The following is an 18,227-nucleotide window of genomic DNA, read 5'->3' as shown; positions in this document are numbered from 1 at the left end:
CCGCCGCCCCGGACCGGGTCCGGGGCGGCGGCCACGGATCGGTTACTTGCGCTGGAACCAGCGGTACAGAGGCGAGTCCGGTCCCCACTTGCCGGGACCGCCGTGCTCGTCCTTCGTGACGAAGACGCTCGGCTCGGAGGCGGTCACGCCGCCGCCGGTGGAGCGTGCCGTGACGAACCAGGCGTAGGACGTGTTGGCCTTGAGGCGGTCCCAGACCACCGAGGCGACCTGACCCGACGCGACCGTGCTCGTGCCGACGACCCGGGTGGGCTTGTAGATCGCCAGGGAGTCGGTCGTGAAGCTCGTCGTACGGGTGGTGAGGTCGACCGGGAGCACCATGTTGTCCTCGCGCCCGTCGTAACGGCGCAGCGGGTCGAACTCGCCGGCGCCGAAGTCATTGAGCAACGGGGAGTAGGTGTCCACGGTCAGCTCCGACCGCTTGACGTTGAACTGCAGCAGGCGGAAGAAGCTCGCACCGAACTGGAGTTGGTCGTCCGGGTTGTATCCGCCGACCTCGGTGAGCCCGAGGCGGTCGGCCGACACCGTGTAGAACTGGTAGTCCGCCAGCAACTCGACGACGCCCTTGCCGACCTGACCCACCTTCGGCTTCACGTTGGTGGCCACGCCGTGCTCGTGCCCGGCGAGGATGAGGAAGACGTTCGGGTTCTTCTCGACCACCGTCTTGTACAGCATCGAGCCGTCGGGCGCCGAGAATCCGGCGCCGCGTCCGTCGGGGTTGGTGCTCGGCACGAGGTAGTCGTGCGAGAGCAGGATGCCGTTGCGGCCGGGGAACCGCTTGAAGATGGAGTCGGCCCACTCGGCCTCCTCCCGCGTGACGCCGTACGACAGGCCGACCACGACGAAGTCCAGCCCGCCGGCGGAGAACAGGTCGTAGTGGTTCTGGTTGTCGCCTTCCTTCCACGACCCGCCGTACTCCGCGTGCTGCCAGCCCTGCGCCGCCGTCTGGTACCGGCCGGGGCCGTAGTACTTGTTGTAGATCGCCTCCGGCCCGTCCTCCGTGCCCGACTGGTTGTCGTGGTTGCCGGCGATCACGCCGTTCGGGATGCCCGCCTCGTCCAGCACGCGCTGCTGGCGGGAGGACACCTCGAGCTCGCCGACGACCTGCTTCTGCATGGCCTCGTCCGCGGGCTTGCGGATGTTGTTCTCGATGATGTCGCCGGTGTGCGCGACGTAGGAGATCTTGCGCGGGTCCTTGTTGTCCTTGATCCAGTTGACGATGCCGGCGTAGGCGGACTCCCACACCGCGCGCTCCTCGGCGGTCTCCTGCTCCACCGCGCCCTCGGAGATGTACTGCGTGTCGGTGAAGTGGACGATCGAGAAGTCGTACGTCGAGGGGTCGGCGAAGCCGTTCGGGTCGCCGGGGTCGATGTCGTCGGCGAACGGGTCCTCACCGGTCACCATGACGTGGACCTGCTGGCCGTCGATGTACTCCGCGCCGACGACGGCGGTGAGCACGGTGTTGCCCTCGGCGGCGCCGCGGGAGCTCGTCAGGAGGTCCCACGCCTTGGTCTTGGTGTTCCACGCGCGCAGGGACGCCAGGCGCTCGGGGTCGATGACGCCCTCCCAACGCAGGACCGGCGCGTCCACGTGGCCCTTCACCTGGATGTCGAACCGCTGGTAGGTGACGTCCCGGCCGGCGGGCGCGTCGAGGGTCGCGCCGTCAGCGGGGTCGAGCCCCTTGGTCGTGACCTTCTCCTCGCCGGGCACCCGCAGGGTCGTGGGGACGGACGCGGCCACGCCCTGGTACGCCTGGTTCGGGGTCAGGATCTCGGCCTCGGAGAACGTCGCCGTCACCTTGCCGCCGCCGGGCTCGGCCACCTTGGCCGAGAGCGTGACGGACTTCGACACGTCGACGCTGCCCACCGCGGGTGCCAGCTCGGCGGGAACGTCCGGGACGCCCGCGGACTCGAACGCGATCTCTCGGGTGGCGGTGTTGCCGAGCCCGTCGGAGCCGGTCACGGCCAGGGTGTGCGTGCCGGGCGACAGCCCGGGGCCCACCTGGGCGCCCAGCGCGATCGGCCGGCCGTCGAGTGTGACGTCCGGCCCTGACACCACGCCGGAGGCGTCCTCGAGCGTGACGTCCAGCACGACCGAGGCGATGATCTTCTCCCCCGCGGCCGGGACGCTCGCGGCGACCTTGGGCGCGGAGTTGTCGGTGATCAGCGTACGGGTGGCGGTCTCCCCCGTCGTCGAGGCGGCGGCGAGCGTGTGCTTGCCGTCCTTGATCGCGGTGGTGTCGAGGTCCGCGCGCAGACCGCCGGCGGGCCCGTCCACGAGGAATTCGAGGTCGATCTCGGTGAGCAGGTTCACGTTGTCGCCGCAGTTGCCGTCGCCCATGCTGTACGAGCTCTTGAGCATCTGGCCGGTCGCCGTACCCCGCACCGGGGTGAGGGCGATGTTCGAGATCGCGAAGTCGTCGCGGTTGGCGCCGCACGACGTCGGATACGTGCCGGTCACGAAATCGATCGTGTTCCAGCCGGGCACGAGGTACTCGTTCGGGAAGGTGAAGTCCACGCGCCGGCTGACGAAGTCGCCGTCGAGCACGACCTTCCGCCCGTTGACGCGCAGGTAGTTCTGGTACCGGGCCTCGATCGAGTTGCTGCCCACGGTGAAGCTGAGGGTCGCGTCACCCGAGCCGAGGGTCTGGACGACGTGCACCGGCCGGGCGTCGATCGTGTAGTGCAGTTCGGCATCGCGGAGGGCGGTCTGGCTGCTGCCGCACGTGCCGTCGCCCATGTCGTACGACGGCTTGATGTCCTTGCCGGTCACGGTGGCGCCGTCGAGGGCGAGGTCGAGATTGGCGATGGTGAAGTCGTCGCGGTCGATCCCGCAGGACGCCTTGTAGTCCCCGGTCACAACCTTGATCGTGTTGTCGCCGGGCACCAGGAATCGGGCGGGCACCGCGACGGCGACGCGCCGACCGGCCCAGGAGCCGCCCAGGTCGATGCGCTTTCCGTTGACGAGTATGAAGTCGTCGTACTTGTCGTCGATCGAGTCCGCGCCCACGTCGAAGCTGAACGTCGCCGCCCCGTTGCCCAGGGTGGCCTTCGTGGCGGGCTCGGCGCCGTCGACGGTGAGGGACGTGACGCCGCCTCCGCCCTCGGCGGGTACGGTCGCGAAGACCGACTGGTCGCCCGCCACGAGCGTGCCGTCCGTGGGCAGCAGCCGGGGCGCCCCGGCCGGAGCGTTGTTCACGGTCACGCTGTTCTTGACGGTGCCTCCGGCCGCGGTCTTGGCCGTGATGGCGTGCTCGCCGTTGGCCAGTGTCGTGGTGTCCAGGTCCGCGGCGAGACCCGTGGTGCCCTGCGGGTCACCCTGAACGAAGAACGTCAGCTTGGCATGCTTGAGCAGTGAGGTGTTCGAGCCGCAGTTCCCGTCGCCGAAAGAGAAGGTGTACGGGTTGTCCTCGCCGTCCGCGACCTCGCCGAGGAGTTCGAGGCTCACGTCGGACAGGACGAAGTCGTCGTAGTTGACCCCGCAGGAGCTGTCGATCGCCCCGGCGAAGATCTCGATGGTGTTCTCGCCCTTGACGAGGTGCTCGTTCGGGATCTCGATGGTCGCCCGCTCGTTCACGTGGTCGCCGATGTCGCTCCGGTACGCACCGTTGACGAGCACGTAGTTGTGGTACCGCGCCTCCGTCGAGTTCGAGCCGACATCGAACCGGAGCTTGGAGACGCCCACCGTCCGGTCGGCCTTGAGCGCGGCGCCGTCGACGGCGAGCTCCGTGACACTGTCGCCGGCCGCGGTCGGGACCGCCGCGACCTTGACCGTGCCCTCGATGTACGAACCGCCCGCGGGGGTGAGGGTGGGAGGGGTGGGGGAACTGGTCGGCGTCGGGCTGGGACGTCCCCGACCCGCGTTTCCCGGGTCCGGGTCGGCGTGCGCCGCCGTCACAACGCCGCTGACGAGCAGCGTCGCGACCATGGCGACCACGGCGAGACGTCCTCGACTCTTGGAGCCTCCCAGCAGCTTTCGTGCTGCCAATGGCTGCATCAGGTGCAGTCCCTTCGATCACGTTCTATAAAGCGCCGATAAAGCGGCGTGGTCTCGAGCGGTCACAGTGGATCTCTCGAGTGAACGATGTGCATGAAGGGACTGAAGGGAAGGCGAAACTATCGCCTCATTCTTCCCATCTGTCACGAAACAGGAACAATTAGATCACAACGGCCAAAAGGCGTGTACGGAACATTGACATCGGCCAGGCGCATCCATTTGCGCGTCGAGGTCATTGCTCCTCGCCGGCGCGGCGCCGTCGACACATTCCTACGGCATACCAGGCGAACTGACACCCGCATCCGGATCCACGCCGCATCCCGCGGCACGACCGGATCCACGGACGAGGTCCCTCACGTGAGGACTGCGGGCCCCGCGTGAATACGTGCCAGCACGGACCTCCCTTCCGCGCCAGCCCCGATCCGCCGGCCGGCCAGGCGGCCGAGACTGCCGATATCGGCTGCCCGCCCCCGACTCCACCCCCGACTCCACTCCCGCATCCGCCACGGCATGCGGAAGTCCTTGAGGAGAACCATGGAAACGTCGCTCCCACCGTCCGAACTGACCTCCGACGCTTCGGCACCGGCGGATCCGCCTCGACGCAGCGTCCCGCTGGCATTGGCTCTGCTCACCGGCCCCTGGGGATTCGTCGTCGCCAACGGCGCGTACGCGTGGGCCACCCGCGCCGGAGGAGGCGACAGCACCGGCGCGGAGGCGCTCGCCCTGGAGGCGGCCCACCCCGGTCTGATGCGCCTCGGTACCCTCGCCGCGATGCTGGCAAGCCTTCTCATGGTTCCGGTAGTCCTCGGCGTCAAGCGGCTCCTGGGAGGCCGGAGCCCGAGGCTCGGCTTCGTCGGCACGGTGCTCACCGGGGCCGGATACATGTGCTACTTCGCGATCGTCTTCTCGGGAATCACCACCAGCGTCATGGCAGAGCGTGGGGGTCCCCTCGCGGACTACGCGGCGGTCATCGACAGCAGCCAGAGCGACCCGTCGGCGATCTGGGTGTTCCTCCTCTTCGTGCTCGGCAATCTCGTCGGAACGCTGCTGCTCGGTCTGGCTCTCGTCCGTAGCCGCGCGGTCCCGCTCTGGGCCGGCGCCGCGGTCATCGCGTGGCCGGTACTCCATGTGATCGGGCTCATGGTCGGCAGCGAGTGGTTCGAGGTCACGGGGGCGACCCTGGAGGCGGTCGGCCTGGCCGTCGTCGGCCTGCGCCTCCTGGCCGCGCCCCGATGACCGACCGCCCCAGACCTCCGTCCCGGCCGACAGCCCCTCGACGACCATTTCGGGCAGTGGCCACACACCTGGCAGCGCCTCCCTGAAGATCTGCCTTCCCTTGGCGAACAGCAGGGCCTCCCAGGCGCCCGGCCTGCGTACCTTGCGGTCATATATGGGGAGAGGACACATATGACCGACCGCGAGTTCACGTGCGCGGACGGCTCCCGCTACCTCCCGATCGGCGACCACGGGCTGATCGGCGACCTGCGGACCGTCGCCCTCGTGGGCACCAACGGCACCATCGACTGGTATTGCTGCCCGCGCTTCGACGCCCCCAGCGTGTTCGCCTCGATCCTGGACGCCGACCGGGGCGGGTCGTTCGAGCTGGCCGCCGACGAGGCGGAGCGGACCAAACAGTTCTATTTTCCCGACACCAACGTGCTGATCACCAGGTTCTTCGCCGACGACGGGGTGGGCGAGATCCAGGACTTCATGCCCATCGCGGAGGGCTCGCGGGAGGTCGACCGGCACCGGCTGATCCGCCGGGTGACGTGTGTCCGCGGCACGCTGCCCTTCCACGTCCGGATGGCCCCCCGCTTCGACTACGCGCGGCAGTCGCACACCGTCGATCTGCGGGGGGACCGGGCGCTCTTCGAATCGCCGTCGTACTCCCTGGCCCTGACCTCCAGCGTGCCGCTGGACACCGACGGCCGGGACGTGTACGCGCAGTTCAAGCTGAGCGAGGGCGACCAGGCCGTGTTCGCCCTCGACCGGGCGGCCGAAGGACTCAGGCCGCGGGGGTGCCCGATCGCCGAGGCCGAGAGCGAGTTCTGCGCCACGGTGCGGTACTGGCGGCGCTGGCTGTCCGCCTCGCGCTACCGGGGCCGGTGGCGGGAGGTGGTCCACCGCTCCGCGCTCACCCTCAAGCTGCTCACCTACGCGCCGACCGGCGGGATCGTCGCCGCGCCGACGACCAGCCTGCCCGAGCGGATCAGCGGCGAGCGCAACTGGGACTACCGCTACGTGTGGATCCGGGACGCCGCGTTCTGCGTGTACGCGCTGCTCAGACTCGGCTTCACCGAGGAGGCGGAGGCGTTCATGGACTTCCTGTCCACGCACGTCCCGCTCTGCACGGAATGCGACAACGGCCCACTGCAGATCATGTACGGCATCGACGGGCGCCGCGACCTGCCCGAGCAGGAGCTGGATCACCTCGAGGGCTATCGGGGGTCCGCCCCTGTCCGCATCGGCAACGCCGCCGCCGGTCAGCTGCAGCTGGACATCTACGGGGCCCTGGTCGACTCCATCTACCTCTACAACAAGTGGGGCGACCCGATCTCCAGCGACCGCTGGGACGAGCTGTGCACCCTGGTCGACTGGGTCTGTCGTAACTGGGACCAGCCGGACGAGGGCATCTGGGAGACCCGCGGGGGACGCAAGAACTTCGTGTACTCCCGTCTCATGTGCTGGGTCGCCATCGAGCGCGCCATGCGGGTGGCCCTCCAGCGCGGCCTGCCCGCCGACCTGTCGAGCTGGCGGTGCGCCAGGGACACGATCTACCGCCAGATCATGAAGAACGGCTGGTCGTCGACGTTGCATGCCTTCATCCAGCACTTCGACGAGGAGGTCCTGGACGCCTCCGTGCTGATGATGCCGCTGGCCAAGTTCGTCTCGCCGACCGACCCCAAGTGGCTGTCCACGCTGGACGCGCTCGGCGCCGGGCTGGTCTCCGACTCGCTGGTCTACCGCTATGACCCCGAGGTGAGCCCGGACGGCCTGCAGGGCCCCGAGGGCACGTTCTCCATCTGCTCGTTCTGGTACGTCGAGGCCCTGGCCCGCGCCGGCCGCCTCGACGAGGCCCGCCTGGCCTTCGAGAAGATGCTGACGTACGCCAACCATCTGGGCCTCTACGCGGAGCAGATCGGGCACACGGGCGAGCAGCTCGGCAACTTCCCGCAGGCGATCACGCACCTCGCCCTCATCAGCGCCGCCTTCAACCTCGACCACGCCCTCGGCTAGGAAGTGTCCTGGCCAGGCTCCAGGTCGAGAACGGCAGACCGTGCTCGACCGGCGTGGACTTGCCGATCTTCTTGATCTCGCGGCGCTCGGGCGTGGTCGCCCGCCGGTCCCTGGATCGAGGGAGCGGACGGTCGTCGGACAGGATCCACGCCCCGGTCAGCACGATGTCGAGTTCCGTCATGCCCTGCGACGGACACAGCGTCGCGTCCGCCGCCAGCCACGGCCGGCCGGTGAAGACGTAGTCGCGGACGTTGTCCACCGGCGGCAGGCCCAGCGCTTCCTTTCCCAGGCCGTAGCTGCGGCGGATGTTGTACTTGGTCCGCGCCGCGTCAACGGCTGCTCTGCGGCGAGAATCTCCGACAAACCGCTTGAGGTTCCACCAGGTGGAAGGTGCAGATTCGAGCCATGAACGACGTGACGGGTCTTTACACGATCGGACAGCTGGCCCAGCGCACGGGGCTGCAGGCGCGCACGATCCGCTTCTGGTCCGACAGCGGCGTCGTCCCGCCGGTCCAGAGGTCGGAGGGCGGGTACCGGCTCTATGACGCGGAGGCGGCCGCGCGGCTGGACCTGGTCCGGACACTTCGTGATCTCGGGCTCGGGCTTGACGCCATCCAGCAGGTGCTGGAGAAGCGCGCCACGCTGAGCGAAGTGGCGGACCTGCACGTCAAAGCGCTCGACGCCGAGATCCGCACCCTGAAGATACGCCGGTCCGTCATGCGCGTTCTCGCCAACCGTGACAGCTCGACCAAGGAGATTGCATTGATCAACGCACTGTCCCGACTCTCGGCACGGGAACGCCAGCAGATCATCGACGACTTCGTGGACCGCGCGTTCGCCGACGTCGTCGATGAGGACGCCACGCTCGTCGCGGGATGGATGCGTGACCTCCCGTCCGATCTCCCGGAAGACCCGACCTCCGAACAGATCAACGCGTGGGTGGAGCTGGCCGAGTTGGCGGGCGACGAGAGCTTCCAGCAGACGGTCCGGCGGATGGTCCTCAGCGGCGAGGAGAACAACCGCCTGGAGTACGGCCTCGCCCTCCGGCCCTTGGTCCTGGAGCACGCAGGCGCCGCTCTGTCGCATGGAATCGCGCCGGAGTCGGCCGGGGCAAGCCTGATCCTTAAGCGGATCATCCCCGACGACCTTCCCACCGAGGGGATCGCCGCCCTGATCACGTGGCTGGACATGGTCGCCGAGCCCCGAGTGGAGCGGTACTGGCAGCTCCTGAGCATCCTCAAGGGCCAGAAACCATCCCCACCGGCGGTCCCGGCCTTCGAATGGCTGCTGGCCGCGCTGCGCGCACGCCGTCCCCGCGTTGGAGCAGTTCAAGCCGATTGCCGACACCTCCCGTGAGGAGGCCGTCGAAAGTGTGCGCACTGGTCATGGCCGGCTGAGGACGCGTTCTCCAGCAGAGTCTCCTAACGGGTGGCGACCCGCTGGTCGTACGTGATGTGGGTAAGGAAGAACTCCCGGACGTCCTCGGCGAGCAACTCCGGCACCTCCATCGCGGCGAAGTGGCCGCCGCGCTCGAACTCCGACCAGTGCCTGATGTCGTACAGCCGTTCAGCCAGCGGTCGCACCGACAGCGTGATGTCGTGCGCGAACACCGCCACGCCGACCGGTACCGGGCACGGCGCGGGCCGCCCCCGCGGAGCATCGTGGTGCAGCCGTGCCGAGGACGCCGCGGTGGCGGTCAGCCAGTACAGCGAGATGTCGGTGAGCATCCGGTCGTCGCTGATCTGCGAGCGAGGGTCGGTCCACTGCGCGAAGCGCTCGGCGATCCAGACCAGCTGGCCGACCGGCGAGTCGGTCAGCGCGTAGCCGATGGTCTGCGGGGTGAGGGCCTGCAGAGCCTGGTACGGCGGACGATTCGCCATCAGCTGCCTGACCTTGTCCAGCCGAGCTTCATCCGTTTCGGACAGTTCGATGTCCGCGTCCGGGACCGGCCGGGTCGGCAGGTAGTTGACGTGTACCCCGACGACCTGCTCGGGTGCCACCGCGCCGAGCGCCGTTGAGATGCCCGAGCCGAAGTCGCCGCCCTGCGCGCCATAGCGCTCGTACCCGAGACGGCGCATCAGCTCAGCCCAGGCCCGCGCGACCCGGGCGATATCCCAGCCGCGCTCGTGGGTCGGCCCGGAGAAGCCGTAACCCGGGATGGACGGAATCACCAGGTGGAAGTCGCGCGACAGCGGCTCGATCACGTCGAGGAACTCCAGGAACGAACCGGGCCAGCCGTGGGTGAGGATCAGCGCGAGCGCGTCCGGCTTAGAAGACCGGACGTGGACGAAGTGGATGTTCTGGCCCTCGATCTCGGTGGTGAAGTGCGGAAGCTCGTTGAGCTTGGCCTCGTGTTCGCGCCAGTCGTAGCCGGTGCGCCAGTATTCGACCAGCTCCTTGAGCCGCGCCAGCGGGAAGCCGTAGTCCCACCCGGCGTCGGCGACCTCGTTGGGCCAGCGGGTGCGGGAGAGCCGGTCGGTCAGGTCGTCGAGGTCGGCTTGGGGGATGTCGATGCGGAACGGCTTGATCATGGTCTAACTCCAGGGGGATTCATTCGGCGCCCAAATGTTCGGACGACGAGCTGCGATGGGCCTTGACATGGATCTGCACGCGGCCCGAGTGGCCTGCGGCCGGAGTGAAAGTCTCGGTGAGCTCGTGGGAGAACCGGCCGGCTCCCGTGCGGGAACACCACTGGCGACTAGCCCGGCCCGGTCCGCGTGTAGGCGAGATGGGAGTCGATGACGGCGACCGTATGCATGATCGTTGCACCCTTCGATGAGTTGTCCTGGACTTTAGGTCCGCACTTCTACAACTGTCAACATCCCAACTAATGCCAATACAACTGTCACCCATGCAATGATCTCCTGCTAGCATCATGCCGGGAGGTGAGGCGCGTGCCCGAGCAGGTGAGGAACGTCGTCGACGATGAATCCGGACCGCTGCATGCGACCACCGGCCACCTGATGCGCCGCGTGTTCACCGCCGTCACCGCTCATGCCGTGCAGGACGGCCCGCAGTCGCGCGAGTTCGTGGTGCTCGACATCCTCGCCGACGAAGACGCCCCCTCACAGCAGGACCTGGCCCACCGGCTCGGCATCAACCGCACGATCATGGTCAGATTGCTCGACCGGCTCCAGGAGGCGGGCCATGTCGTGCGCACCCGCAACCCGGCCAACCGCCGCACCTACGTGCTGTCGCTGACCGAGGCGGGCCGGACCGCCCTGGACGGCATGCGCCAGGCCGTCGCCGACCGCGACGCCCGGCTCGCCGGCGCGCTCACCGAGCCCGAACGGCAGCGCCTCACCGCGCTGCTGACCAGGCTCGTCGCAGACGACGGGCCATCCGCCATCCACAGCATCGAGCACCTGATCGCCCAGGCCCACTACCGGCTGCGCCGTCTTGGGGATCATCGTCTCGCGGCGTACGGCCTGCGCACCCGCCACTTCGCCTTGCTGCCCGCCCTGGACCGGCTCGGCCCCTGCCCGCAAGAGCAAGTGGCCCGCTACCTGCACCTGACCGAACCGGCCACCGCATCGCTCATCGAGGAACTGGTGCGGGCCGGCATCGTGTCCCGCGGCCAGGACCCGCACGACCGACGCCGCTATGCCCTGCAGCTCACCGACGTCGGCCGCGCCCGCATCCCTCTAGTGCGCGAAGCCCTGGAGAGCATAGAGCGCGACATCGACGGCATCCTCGGCCCGGACGACGCCCAAGGACTTCGCGCCCTTCTCACCAAGCTCTTGCCGTAGCAGCCATCATCGCAAGGGCACCACACCCCGACGGACGACGTGACCCCGCTCCACACGACCACCACGCGGAATGTCCGGAACACCGCGATCGCGAAGATCGGAACCTGAACGACAAGCTGGGCTTCAGCGGTCCCCGAATTCGCGTACGGCGCCCTTGTCAGCGGACTGGGCCAAAGCGGCGTAGGCGCGCAGCGCGGTGGAAAGAGGGCGGTCGCGGTGGCGGGGCCGGTAGCCGATGCCCTGCTCCAGGTCGGCGCGCCGGGCTGCGAGATCCGGCTCTCCGACCTGCAGGCGGAGGAGCCGGGCGGCGATGTCGATAGTGATGGTGTCGCCCTCCTGGACGAGAGCCAGGGGGCCGCCGGCGGCTGCCTCGGGCGAGACGTGGCCGATCGACAGGCCGGAACTGCCGCCGGAGAAACGGCCGTCGGTGACCACCGCGCACGAGGTGGCCAGGCCCCGTCCTTTGAGGTAGGCGGTCGGATACAGCATCTCCTGCATGCCGGGGCCTCCGCGTGGTCCCTCGTAGCGGATGACCAGGACGGTGCCCGGCGTGACGCGTCCGGACAGGATCGCTTCGGCGGCCTCCTCCTGCGACTCGGTCACCACCGCCCGGCCGCTGAAGATCTGCATGCCTTCCGGGACTCCGGCGGACTTGACCACAGCGCCGTCGGGGGCGAGGTTGCCGCGCAGGACGGCCAGGCCCGCATCCGGCGAGTGGGCGTGGACGATGTCGCGGATGCAGCCGGCCGCGGCGTCCCGGTCGAGGGACTCCCAGCGGGCCGACTGGGAGAACGCGGTCGACGAGCGGGTGCCGCCTGGGGCGGCGTGGAACAATTCGATCGCCTCACGGGAGGGGGAAGGGCCGCGGACATCCCAGGTGGCCAGCCACTCATCGAGGGAGTCGGCGTGGACGGCGTGCACGTCTTTGTGGAGCAGTCCGGCGCGGTGTAGTTCGCCCAGGATGGCGGGGATGCCGCCGGCGCGGTGGACGTCCTCCATCAAATGCGGGCCGTTGGGGGCGACCTTGCACAGGTACGGCACCTGGTGGGAGCGGGCCTCGATGTCGGCCAGGGTGTAGTCGAGGTCGGCCTCGTGGGCGGCGGCGAGCAGGTGCAACAGGGTGTTGGTGGAGCCGCCCATGGCCAGGTCCAGGGCCATGGCGTTGTCGAACGCGGCGCGGGAGGCGATGGATCTGGGCAGCACGCGGGTGTCGTCCTTGCCGTAGTAGCGGGCGGCCAGTTCCATCACGGTGCGGCCGGCCTGCTCGTACAGGGCCCGGCGGGCGGTGTGGGTGGCCAGGGTGGAGCCGTTGCCGGGCAGGGCCAGGCCGAGCGCTTCCAGCAGGCAGTTCATGGAGTTGGCGGTGAACATGCCCGCGCAGGATCCGCAGGTGGGGCAGGCCGCCTCCTCGATCCGGGCCAGGTCGCCGTCCGGCACGGCGGGGTTGACGGCCTCAGAGACGGCGGTGATCAGGTTCAGGCGGGTGCGGACCGTACCGTCGGTCAACACCGCGCGTCCGCCTTCCATGGGGCCGCCGGAGACGAACACGGTGGGGATGTCGAGCCGCAGCGAGGCCATCAGCATCCCGGGCGTGATCTTGTCGCAGTTGGAGACGCACACCAGGGCGTCGGCGCAGTGCGCCTGGACCATGTACTCGATGGAGTCGGCGATCAGGTCCCGCGACGGCAGCGAGTACAGCATCCCGGCATGGCCCATGGCGATGCCGTCGTCGATGGCGATGGTGTTGAACTCGCGCGCGATCCCGCCCGCCTCCGTGATGGCCTCGCAGACGATGCGGCCCACCGGTTGCAGGTGGGTGTGGCCCGGGACGAACTCGGTGAAGCTGTTGGCCACCGCGACGACCGGCTTGGTGCCGATGTCGGATGCCGGGATACCGGAGGCGCGCATCAGGGCGCGGGCCCCGGCCATGTTCCGGCCATGGGTGACCGTACGTGATCTCAACTGTGGCATGCCGCAATGCTCGTGGCGCACGAGCGTGCGGCGAAGACGCCCGTACTGCTAGTAGTCCCACTACCAGCATTTACCCTTATCAGGGTGAACACAGCGGCCGAGCGACGGGCAGAACTGGGCAGCTTCCTGCGCGCCAGGCGGGCACACCTGGATCCCACGGCGGTGGGCCTGCCCCCGGCCGGGCCCCGCCGGAGGGGCGGGCTGCGCCGAGAGGAGGTCGCCACCCTCTCCGGGGTGAGCGCCACCTGGTACACGTGGCTGGAACAGGGCCGCGACATCCAGCCCTCCCGCCAGGTCCTGGACGCTCTCGCCCGCACCCTGCGCCTGACCACCACCGAGCACGCCTACGTGCTCTCCCTGGCCGGGTACACACCACTGCCCTCGGCCGCCGAACCGGTCGACCAGGTGGCGCCCGGCCACGTGCGGCGACTGCTGGACGCGCTCGCCGGCTTCCCGGCCTACGCCATCGCCCCCGACTGGACGATCACCGGCTGGAACACCGCCTACACCGCGCTGTACCCGAACGTGGCCACCGTCGCCCCGCCCGAGCGCAACCTGCTGTGGCTGGTGTTCACCGACCCCTACGTCCGCGACCTGCTGCCCGACTGGGAGACCACCAGTCGCCGCTTCCTCGCCGAATTCCGCGCCGAGGCCGGACCCCGCCTCGGCGACCTGGCCCGCTCCGCAGTCATCCAGCGCCTCCTCCAGACGAGTAAGCCGTTCCGTGATGCCTGGCAAGACCACCACATCGAGGGCTTCGCCTCCCGCCTGCGCGTCTTCCACCACCCCGCTCAAGGCGTCCTGCGCTACGAACACCACCGCCTGGCCCCCGCGGACCACCCCGACCTGCATGTGGTGATCTACACCCCTGCCGCACCCACCGACACCGAGATCCCGCCTGGGGACACGCCTGGGTGAAGCGCCAATCCGTACCTCGCTTACAGAGGTCGGCTCCGCCGTATCGGCGGCCTGGGCGACGTCCTGCCGGGGCGGGCTCGCCGCGCCCGCCGGGTGCGCCGAGGACCATGAGCGCGGTCAATGGAAGGACGCGCAGGCCGCTGGCGAGCGCATCGAGGCGGAGTACGTCCTGGAGGTAGAACGTGGCCGTGAAGAGTGCGCCGAACAGGCCAGCGTTGGTGACCAGCAGGATCGCCATCGATGCCGTCACCGGCACGGACCGCGCCACCGCGTGCAGCACGGTCGGGTGCGCGGTGCGGCGTTCGTGCCAGGTGAGCATGGCCGCGCCGGTGAGGTCGAGGCGCCGGCCACACTGACCAGGAGTGCGAGGTGCCGCCGTACGGGCGCGGTCATGAGTCCACCGGGCCCAGGTGAGCGTCCAGCACCGTGGCGACGAGTTGGTCCAGTTGGTCGCTGCCAGGCGCACCGGCTGGCGGTGGGGCGTCGAGGGCGAGCTGAAGGCTGCCCCACGCCCACAGTTGGGCGATGCCGTGCAGGTTCGCCCAGAGGGCGGCGGCCGTCACGGCCGGCGGCGGTGCGGCCTCGTTCGGCGCGCCGGGCCGGTGCGCGGTGGTCGGCTCCGCCCGGCATTGGGCGATGAGGGCGACGATGCGCTCGAACAGCGGGAGGGTCGCCTCCCGCAGCCGTCGTTCGCCGGAGGCGTGTTGCTCGCTGTCGAGCAGATCGTGGCGAAACATCAGCTCGAACATGCCGCGGTTCTCCAGCGCGTACCCGACGTAAACCAGCGCGGCGGCCTGCACCTGGGCTCGCGGCGATGTGGTGTCGGCGATCGCGGCCGCGAACCGGGCCCCGAGATCCTCGAAACCCCGCCGGGCGATCGCTGACAACAGGGCATGGTGCGTGGGGAAATACCGGCGCGGCGCCCCATACGACACCCCCGCCCGGCGGGCGATCTCGCGCAGCCCCAGCGACGCGGAGCCCTCGGTCGTCACGAGATCCACTCCGACGTCGATCAGCCGCTCCCGAAGGGAGCTCTCACCTTCCATAGACAGTGTCTACGAGGACGAGTAGACGGTGTCTACTCGCGACGATCGGACCGCGCTCCGGCGCTTCAGCCGGTCTCGGCCCGGCCCTGTTCGCCTCCGTCCGGCAGGCCGGGGCGGCCGCGCCGGCCATCGTGGGCTACTCAGGCGGGCTCACGGCGGGCGCGTTCTGCGTGGCGCCTGGCGCATCCTCCCCCAGCTCACGCAGGGGCTGGACGCGGCGTGGTGGCAGGACTGACGGCCGGCACACCGCCCCTTCCGAGCACGAGCTCAACCAGACGGCGTGACCGAGGACCACACGCCGAACCACTGCTCGGCGCCGTACTCCTCAAACCGCTCCACCTCGGTGAACCCCAGCTTCGCCGCGAGTCGCATCGAGCGGTCGTTGGCGGTCTGGGTACAGAGCACTACCGGCTCGCTGGGAAGCGCGCCGGCGAACCAGTCGAGTGCCGCCGCGCACGCCTCGGTGGCGTACCCGCATCCCCACGCCTCCGGCAGGAACATGTAGCCGAGTTCGGCCTCCGCGGCATCCGGACGGACGTGACCCGGACGCTCCGCGTCGCGCCGGTCGAGCGTGACGATGCCGATCATCGCTCCGTCCAGATCGACCACGAAAAGGCCGGGGCGCCGCCTGGGAACTTCAGGCACCGCACGCTCGAACTCATCACGCGGTTGAGGACCACCGATGTAGGTGCCCACCTCTGGGGAGGTGAACAGCTCGATGATCGCCGCACGGTCCCGGGCCTCGGGCTCACGGAGGACGAGCCGCTCGGTCCGTATCGGGGCCGGTGGCCAGGCAACGGGTCCGAGCTCAGTCATGGCGGGCAACCTATCGCACTCCCGCCGAGCAACACGCACTCTCACAACTCACAAACAAAAGCCACGGGGCCTCAAGACGACATGAGGGATACCGAGGGGCCGCCAAGAAGCACCCTGGCCTCTCGGTGCCCTTGTGGAACGCCCTCGATCTCTGACATGTGATCAGTGTGACGGCTACGCGGGCTTTGGTCCTGTTCCCGTTTCCAGACCTCGACCTGGATGGCGGCGCTGCCGTACATCGAGGACCTGGCAGCGCCCTGGAACCTTATAGGTTCTCAAGATCCCAGCTAGGCGGTGATCATTACCTGAGTTCCGCACAACAACAGTCCATCTGGGAAAGGATCAACGAATGATCACTCGTCGTCGAATCAGCGCTCTTGCGCTCGCGGCAGTGTGCGCCGCTGTGCCGCTGACCACCTTCTCCGCGTCCGCGGCCCAGGCCGGCGCAGCTGGTTTTGGCCCGACGAAGTGCAGCCCTCTGACGAACGGTGACCTGTGCGCGACCGGCATTTCCGGCTCTCCCGCCGGGTACGACGCGGCCTACGCCAAGCACTCAGGCCCCAAAATCACTGCGCGGTTCCGCCTGATGTGCATTAATGGCTTCCAGAAAGACGATAACGGCGCCTTCTCCATCTCGGCAGGTCAGAGAAGGAGTTTCGTCTTCTCAGTCGGTAACCAGGGGTCTTGCCGGGTGCGAATGCATGACCAGACCAATGGAGCGTACTTCTACAGCCCTTACGTGGTAATACCCTAAACACCAGTCAGTGGCGACCAGACGGCGATTGGTTTGCGCCCTGGCGGGGGCTGCCCTCGGCACCCCGGCGGGCCGCAACGGCGGGGCCTCGACTGGCCACCGGCCCGGTGGAGGCGTCCCCGGCCGCGGTGAAGGCCGAGGTCGCCAAGCTGGAGTTCCTGCGCTCGTTGGGCGCGGACAGTCTGGACCTGTCGGCGCTGCCTGCCGAGCGGCGCAGGTTCCTGGCCACGGTCGGCCGGCGGTTGACCGCGCAGGCGCTGGAACGCCGCGATCCGCAGCGCCGGTACCCGATCCTGCTGACGCTGCTGGCGCAGTCGGCGACCGACGTGCTCGACGAGGTTGTGCAGCTGTTCGACCAGGCGATCTCCGCGCGGGAGAGCAAGGCCGAACGCAAGATGCGCGACGCGCCGGCCGAACGGGGCAAAGCCGGAGAAGACCGGCAGGCGCTGCTGGGATCTGCTGGCCATCATCACCGACCCGCAGATCAGCGACGAGCAGATCGGCGGCCTGATCCGAGGTGAACGGATCGGCTGGCCTCGCCTGCGGTCGGCGGTGACGCAGGCCGCGCCAGCGCGCGGAGTTCTGCCAGCTGGTCGGCAAACCCGCCGACCCCGACCGCGCGCTGGCTGCGGCCGCCGACGAGCTGGGTGAGGCGCTCGGCGAGCTGGAGGGAGTCCTCGCTGCTGGGGATGGCCCGGTGCGTCTGGACGACGGCGGTGATCTGGTGATCTCGCCGCTGACCGCCGAGGACGTCCCGGCCGAGGCGACTGCGTTGAAGCTCTCCCCGCGGATCCGGGATCTGGGCAAGATCACGCTCTACCGGGCCGGATCGCGTGCGCAGGTCGAGGCCGACTTCCCGCACACCGGGCCGCTGCTGACCCGCAAGCTCAACACTGACCTGATCGCCGAGCACTACGACGACCTGCTCCGGCTGGCCGGTTCGCCAAGTTCGTTCACGCCACCGCCTCGCTACTGGTCGGCAAGCTGTCCGCGGCCGGCAGGCAGAACGCGCTCGCCGCAGCGCTCAAGGAGTACGGGGCACTGCGGCGCACCATCTACGCCGCCCGATACCTCGCCGACCCGGCCTACCGGCGCAAGATCTCCCGGCAGCTGAACAAGGGCGATTAGCTGCACGCGCTCAAGCGAGACCTGCTCTACGCCCACGAGGGCGCCATCCGAGCGCGGCACCTCGAAGCTCAGACCGAGCAGGCGTGGTGCCTGACGCTGGCCACCAACGCCGTGGTCGCCTGGACCACCGAGTACTACGGCCTCGCGGTCGAGCCGATGCGCAGGGCGGGACGCCGCATCGACGACGAGGTCCTGGCCCACATCTCCCCGGCGCACAGCGAGAACATCAACTTCTTCGGCGCAATCGAGGTCGACATCGAAGGTGAACTCGCCCAGCTCGGTCCCACCGGCTGTCGGCCGCTGCGCGTGCTACCGCTACGCCTCTGCGAAAGTAGACAGCCTCTGTTGCAGGTGGCCGTGGAAGGCCTTCCCGTCCAGGCGGACGGCAGCAGCGGTCGGGGAGAGCTGGCCATGGGTGCGCCGCTGCCCGTACGAGGGTGAAGTCGAGATCCGGTGGGTAGTGCTCGAGCCCAGCCGAGTACGCCGTGCCGAGTCCGGAACGCGAGGACTACCTGCGGACGCAGATCGCGCACCGATTAGGTTTCCGCGCCGTGCCCGTCTGTACGTGTGAGATCGACTCACGGGAGGCTGGCA

General features: G+C 69.0%; 14 protein-coding genes and 1 pseudogene. 9 read left to right on the top strand and 6 right to left on the bottom strand.

Translation table 11 applies throughout. From position 1 onward, the window contains the following. Positions 1-42: 42 nt before the first annotated feature. On the bottom strand, positions 43-4,005 hold the full coding sequence (locus AB0I59_RS15850; RefSeq protein ID WP_358133339.1) for a metallophosphoesterase: 3,963 nt from the start codon (positions 4,003-4,005) through the stop codon (positions 43-45). A gap of 543 nt (positions 4,006-4,548) precedes the next feature. Between AB0I59_RS15850 and AB0I59_RS15845 the strand changes: the two genes are divergently transcribed. Further along, complete coding sequence (locus tag AB0I59_RS15845; RefSeq protein ID WP_358133337.1) at positions 4,549-5,250, top strand: hypothetical protein; 702 nt, start codon at positions 4,549-4,551, stop codon at positions 5,248-5,250. A gap of 171 nt (positions 5,251-5,421) precedes the next feature. Beyond that, entirely contained in the window at positions 5,422-7,251 is a 1,830-nt protein-coding gene (locus AB0I59_RS15840; protein ID WP_358133335.1) for a glycoside hydrolase family 15 protein, read from the top strand. Here the strand turns inward: AB0I59_RS15840 and AB0I59_RS15835 are convergent. Continuing rightward, a complete protein-coding gene (locus tag AB0I59_RS15835) occupies positions 7,226-7,510 on the bottom strand; it encodes a hypothetical protein (RefSeq protein ID WP_358133332.1) in 285 nt (94 codons plus the stop codon). The two genes, AB0I59_RS15840 and AB0I59_RS15835, sit on opposite strands and share 26 nt — an antisense overlap. 146 nt (positions 7,511-7,656) lie before the next feature. On the opposite strand from AB0I59_RS15835, the gene AB0I59_RS15830 reads away from it, so the two are divergent. Further along, a complete protein-coding gene (locus AB0I59_RS15830) occupies positions 7,657-8,607 on the top strand; it encodes a MerR family transcriptional regulator (protein WP_358133329.1) in 951 nt (316 codons plus the stop codon). Positions 8,608-8,672: 65 nt separating this feature from the next. On the opposite strand, the gene AB0I59_RS15825 is transcribed toward AB0I59_RS15830, so the two are convergent. Continuing rightward, entirely contained in the window at positions 8,673-9,782 is a 1,110-nt protein-coding gene (locus AB0I59_RS15825) for an epoxide hydrolase family protein (RefSeq protein WP_061258423.1), read from the bottom strand. 363 nt (positions 9,783-10,145) lie between these two features. On the opposite strand from AB0I59_RS15825, the gene AB0I59_RS15820 reads away from it, so the two are divergent. After that, the gene (locus tag AB0I59_RS15820; protein WP_358133325.1) at positions 10,146-11,000 is read left to right on the top strand and encodes a MarR family winged helix-turn-helix transcriptional regulator; all 855 of its coding nucleotides are present in this window, start codon (positions 10,146-10,148) and stop codon (positions 10,998-11,000) included. Between the two features lie 123 nt (positions 11,001-11,123). On the opposite strand, the gene ilvD is transcribed toward AB0I59_RS15820, so the two are convergent. Continuing rightward, positions 11,124-12,971: a dihydroxy-acid dehydratase gene (gene ilvD, locus AB0I59_RS15815; RefSeq protein WP_358133322.1), complete on the bottom strand. Its 1,848-nt coding sequence runs from the start codon at positions 12,969-12,971 to the stop codon at positions 11,124-11,126. A gap of 84 nt (positions 12,972-13,055) precedes the next feature. Here ilvD and AB0I59_RS15810 point away from each other — a divergent pair, with 84 nt between their 5' ends. After that, complete coding sequence (locus tag AB0I59_RS15810; RefSeq protein ID WP_061258426.1) at positions 13,056-13,889, top strand: helix-turn-helix transcriptional regulator; 834 nt, start codon at positions 13,056-13,058, stop codon at positions 13,887-13,889. A gap of 389 nt (positions 13,890-14,278) precedes the next feature. On the opposite strand, the gene AB0I59_RS15805 is transcribed toward AB0I59_RS15810, so the two are convergent. Then, the gene (locus tag AB0I59_RS15805; RefSeq protein ID WP_358133319.1) at positions 14,279-14,935 is read right to left on the bottom strand and encodes a TetR/AcrR family transcriptional regulator; all 657 of its coding nucleotides are present in this window, start codon (positions 14,933-14,935) and stop codon (positions 14,279-14,281) included. 267 nt (positions 14,936-15,202) lie between these two features. Next, the gene (locus tag AB0I59_RS15800; protein WP_061258428.1) at positions 15,203-15,751 is read right to left on the bottom strand and encodes a GNAT family N-acetyltransferase; all 549 of its coding nucleotides are present in this window, start codon (positions 15,749-15,751) and stop codon (positions 15,203-15,205) included. Between the two features lie 349 nt (positions 15,752-16,100). Here AB0I59_RS15800 and AB0I59_RS15795 point away from each other — a divergent pair, with 349 nt between their 5' ends. From AB0I59_RS15795 to AB0I59_RS15780, 4 genes and pseudogenes are all read left to right on the top strand, one after another. After that, on the top strand, positions 16,101-16,505 hold the full coding sequence (locus AB0I59_RS15795) for a hypothetical protein (RefSeq protein WP_358133316.1): 405 nt from the start codon (positions 16,101-16,103) through the stop codon (positions 16,503-16,505). 128 nt (positions 16,506-16,633) lie between these two features. Then, positions 16,634-17,026: a hypothetical protein gene (locus AB0I59_RS15790; RefSeq protein WP_061258429.1), complete on the top strand. Its 393-nt coding sequence runs from the start codon at positions 16,634-16,636 to the stop codon at positions 17,024-17,026. 176 nt (positions 17,027-17,202) lie between these two features. Next, positions 17,203-17,619: a Tn3 family transposase gene (locus tag AB0I59_RS15785; RefSeq protein WP_358133313.1), complete on the top strand. Its 417-nt coding sequence runs from the start codon at positions 17,203-17,205 to the stop codon at positions 17,617-17,619. Further along, positions 17,520-18,074 (top strand): annotated as a pseudogene (locus AB0I59_RS15780) (Tn3 family transposase); the annotation flags it as partial. The gene AB0I59_RS15785 and the pseudogene AB0I59_RS15780, both read left to right, overlap by 100 nt. Between the last annotated feature and the right edge of the window lie 153 nt (positions 18,075-18,227).

The organism is Microtetraspora glauca, assembly GCF_040656155.1.
In the GTDB taxonomy this organism is placed as follows: Bacteria; Actinomycetota; Actinomycetes; order Streptosporangiales; family Streptosporangiaceae; genus Microtetraspora; species Microtetraspora glauca.
This window is presented reverse-complemented; position numbering and strand designations above follow the sequence as displayed.

Excerpts from the sequence above, each read along its gene's own strand:
- AB0I59_RS15845 (WP_358133337.1), top strand. The coding sequence starts at position 4,549 with ATGGAAACGTCGCTCCCACCGTCCGAACTGACCTCCGACGCTTCGGCA.
- AB0I59_RS15840 (WP_358133335.1), top strand. The coding sequence starts at position 5,422 with ATGACCGACCGCGAGTTCACGTGCGCGGACGGCTCCCGCTACCTCCCG.
- AB0I59_RS15830 (WP_358133329.1), top strand. The coding sequence starts at position 7,657 with ATGAACGACGTGACGGGTCTTTACACGATCGGACAGCTGGCCCAGCGC.
- AB0I59_RS15825 (WP_061258423.1), bottom strand. The coding sequence starts at position 9,782 with ATGATCAAGCCGTTCCGCATCGACATCCCCCAAGCCGACCTCGACGAC.
- ilvD (WP_358133322.1), bottom strand. The coding sequence starts at position 12,971 with ATGCCACAGTTGAGATCACGTACGGTCACCCATGGCCGGAACATGGCC.
- AB0I59_RS15805 (WP_358133319.1), bottom strand. The coding sequence starts at position 14,935 with ATGGAAGGTGAGAGCTCCCTTCGGGAGCGGCTGATCGACGTCGGAGTG.
- AB0I59_RS15800 (WP_061258428.1), bottom strand. The coding sequence starts at position 15,751 with ATGACTGAGCTCGGACCCGTTGCCTGGCCACCGGCCCCGATACGGACC.
- AB0I59_RS15795 (WP_358133316.1), top strand. The coding sequence starts at position 16,101 with ATGATCACTCGTCGTCGAATCAGCGCTCTTGCGCTCGCGGCAGTGTGC.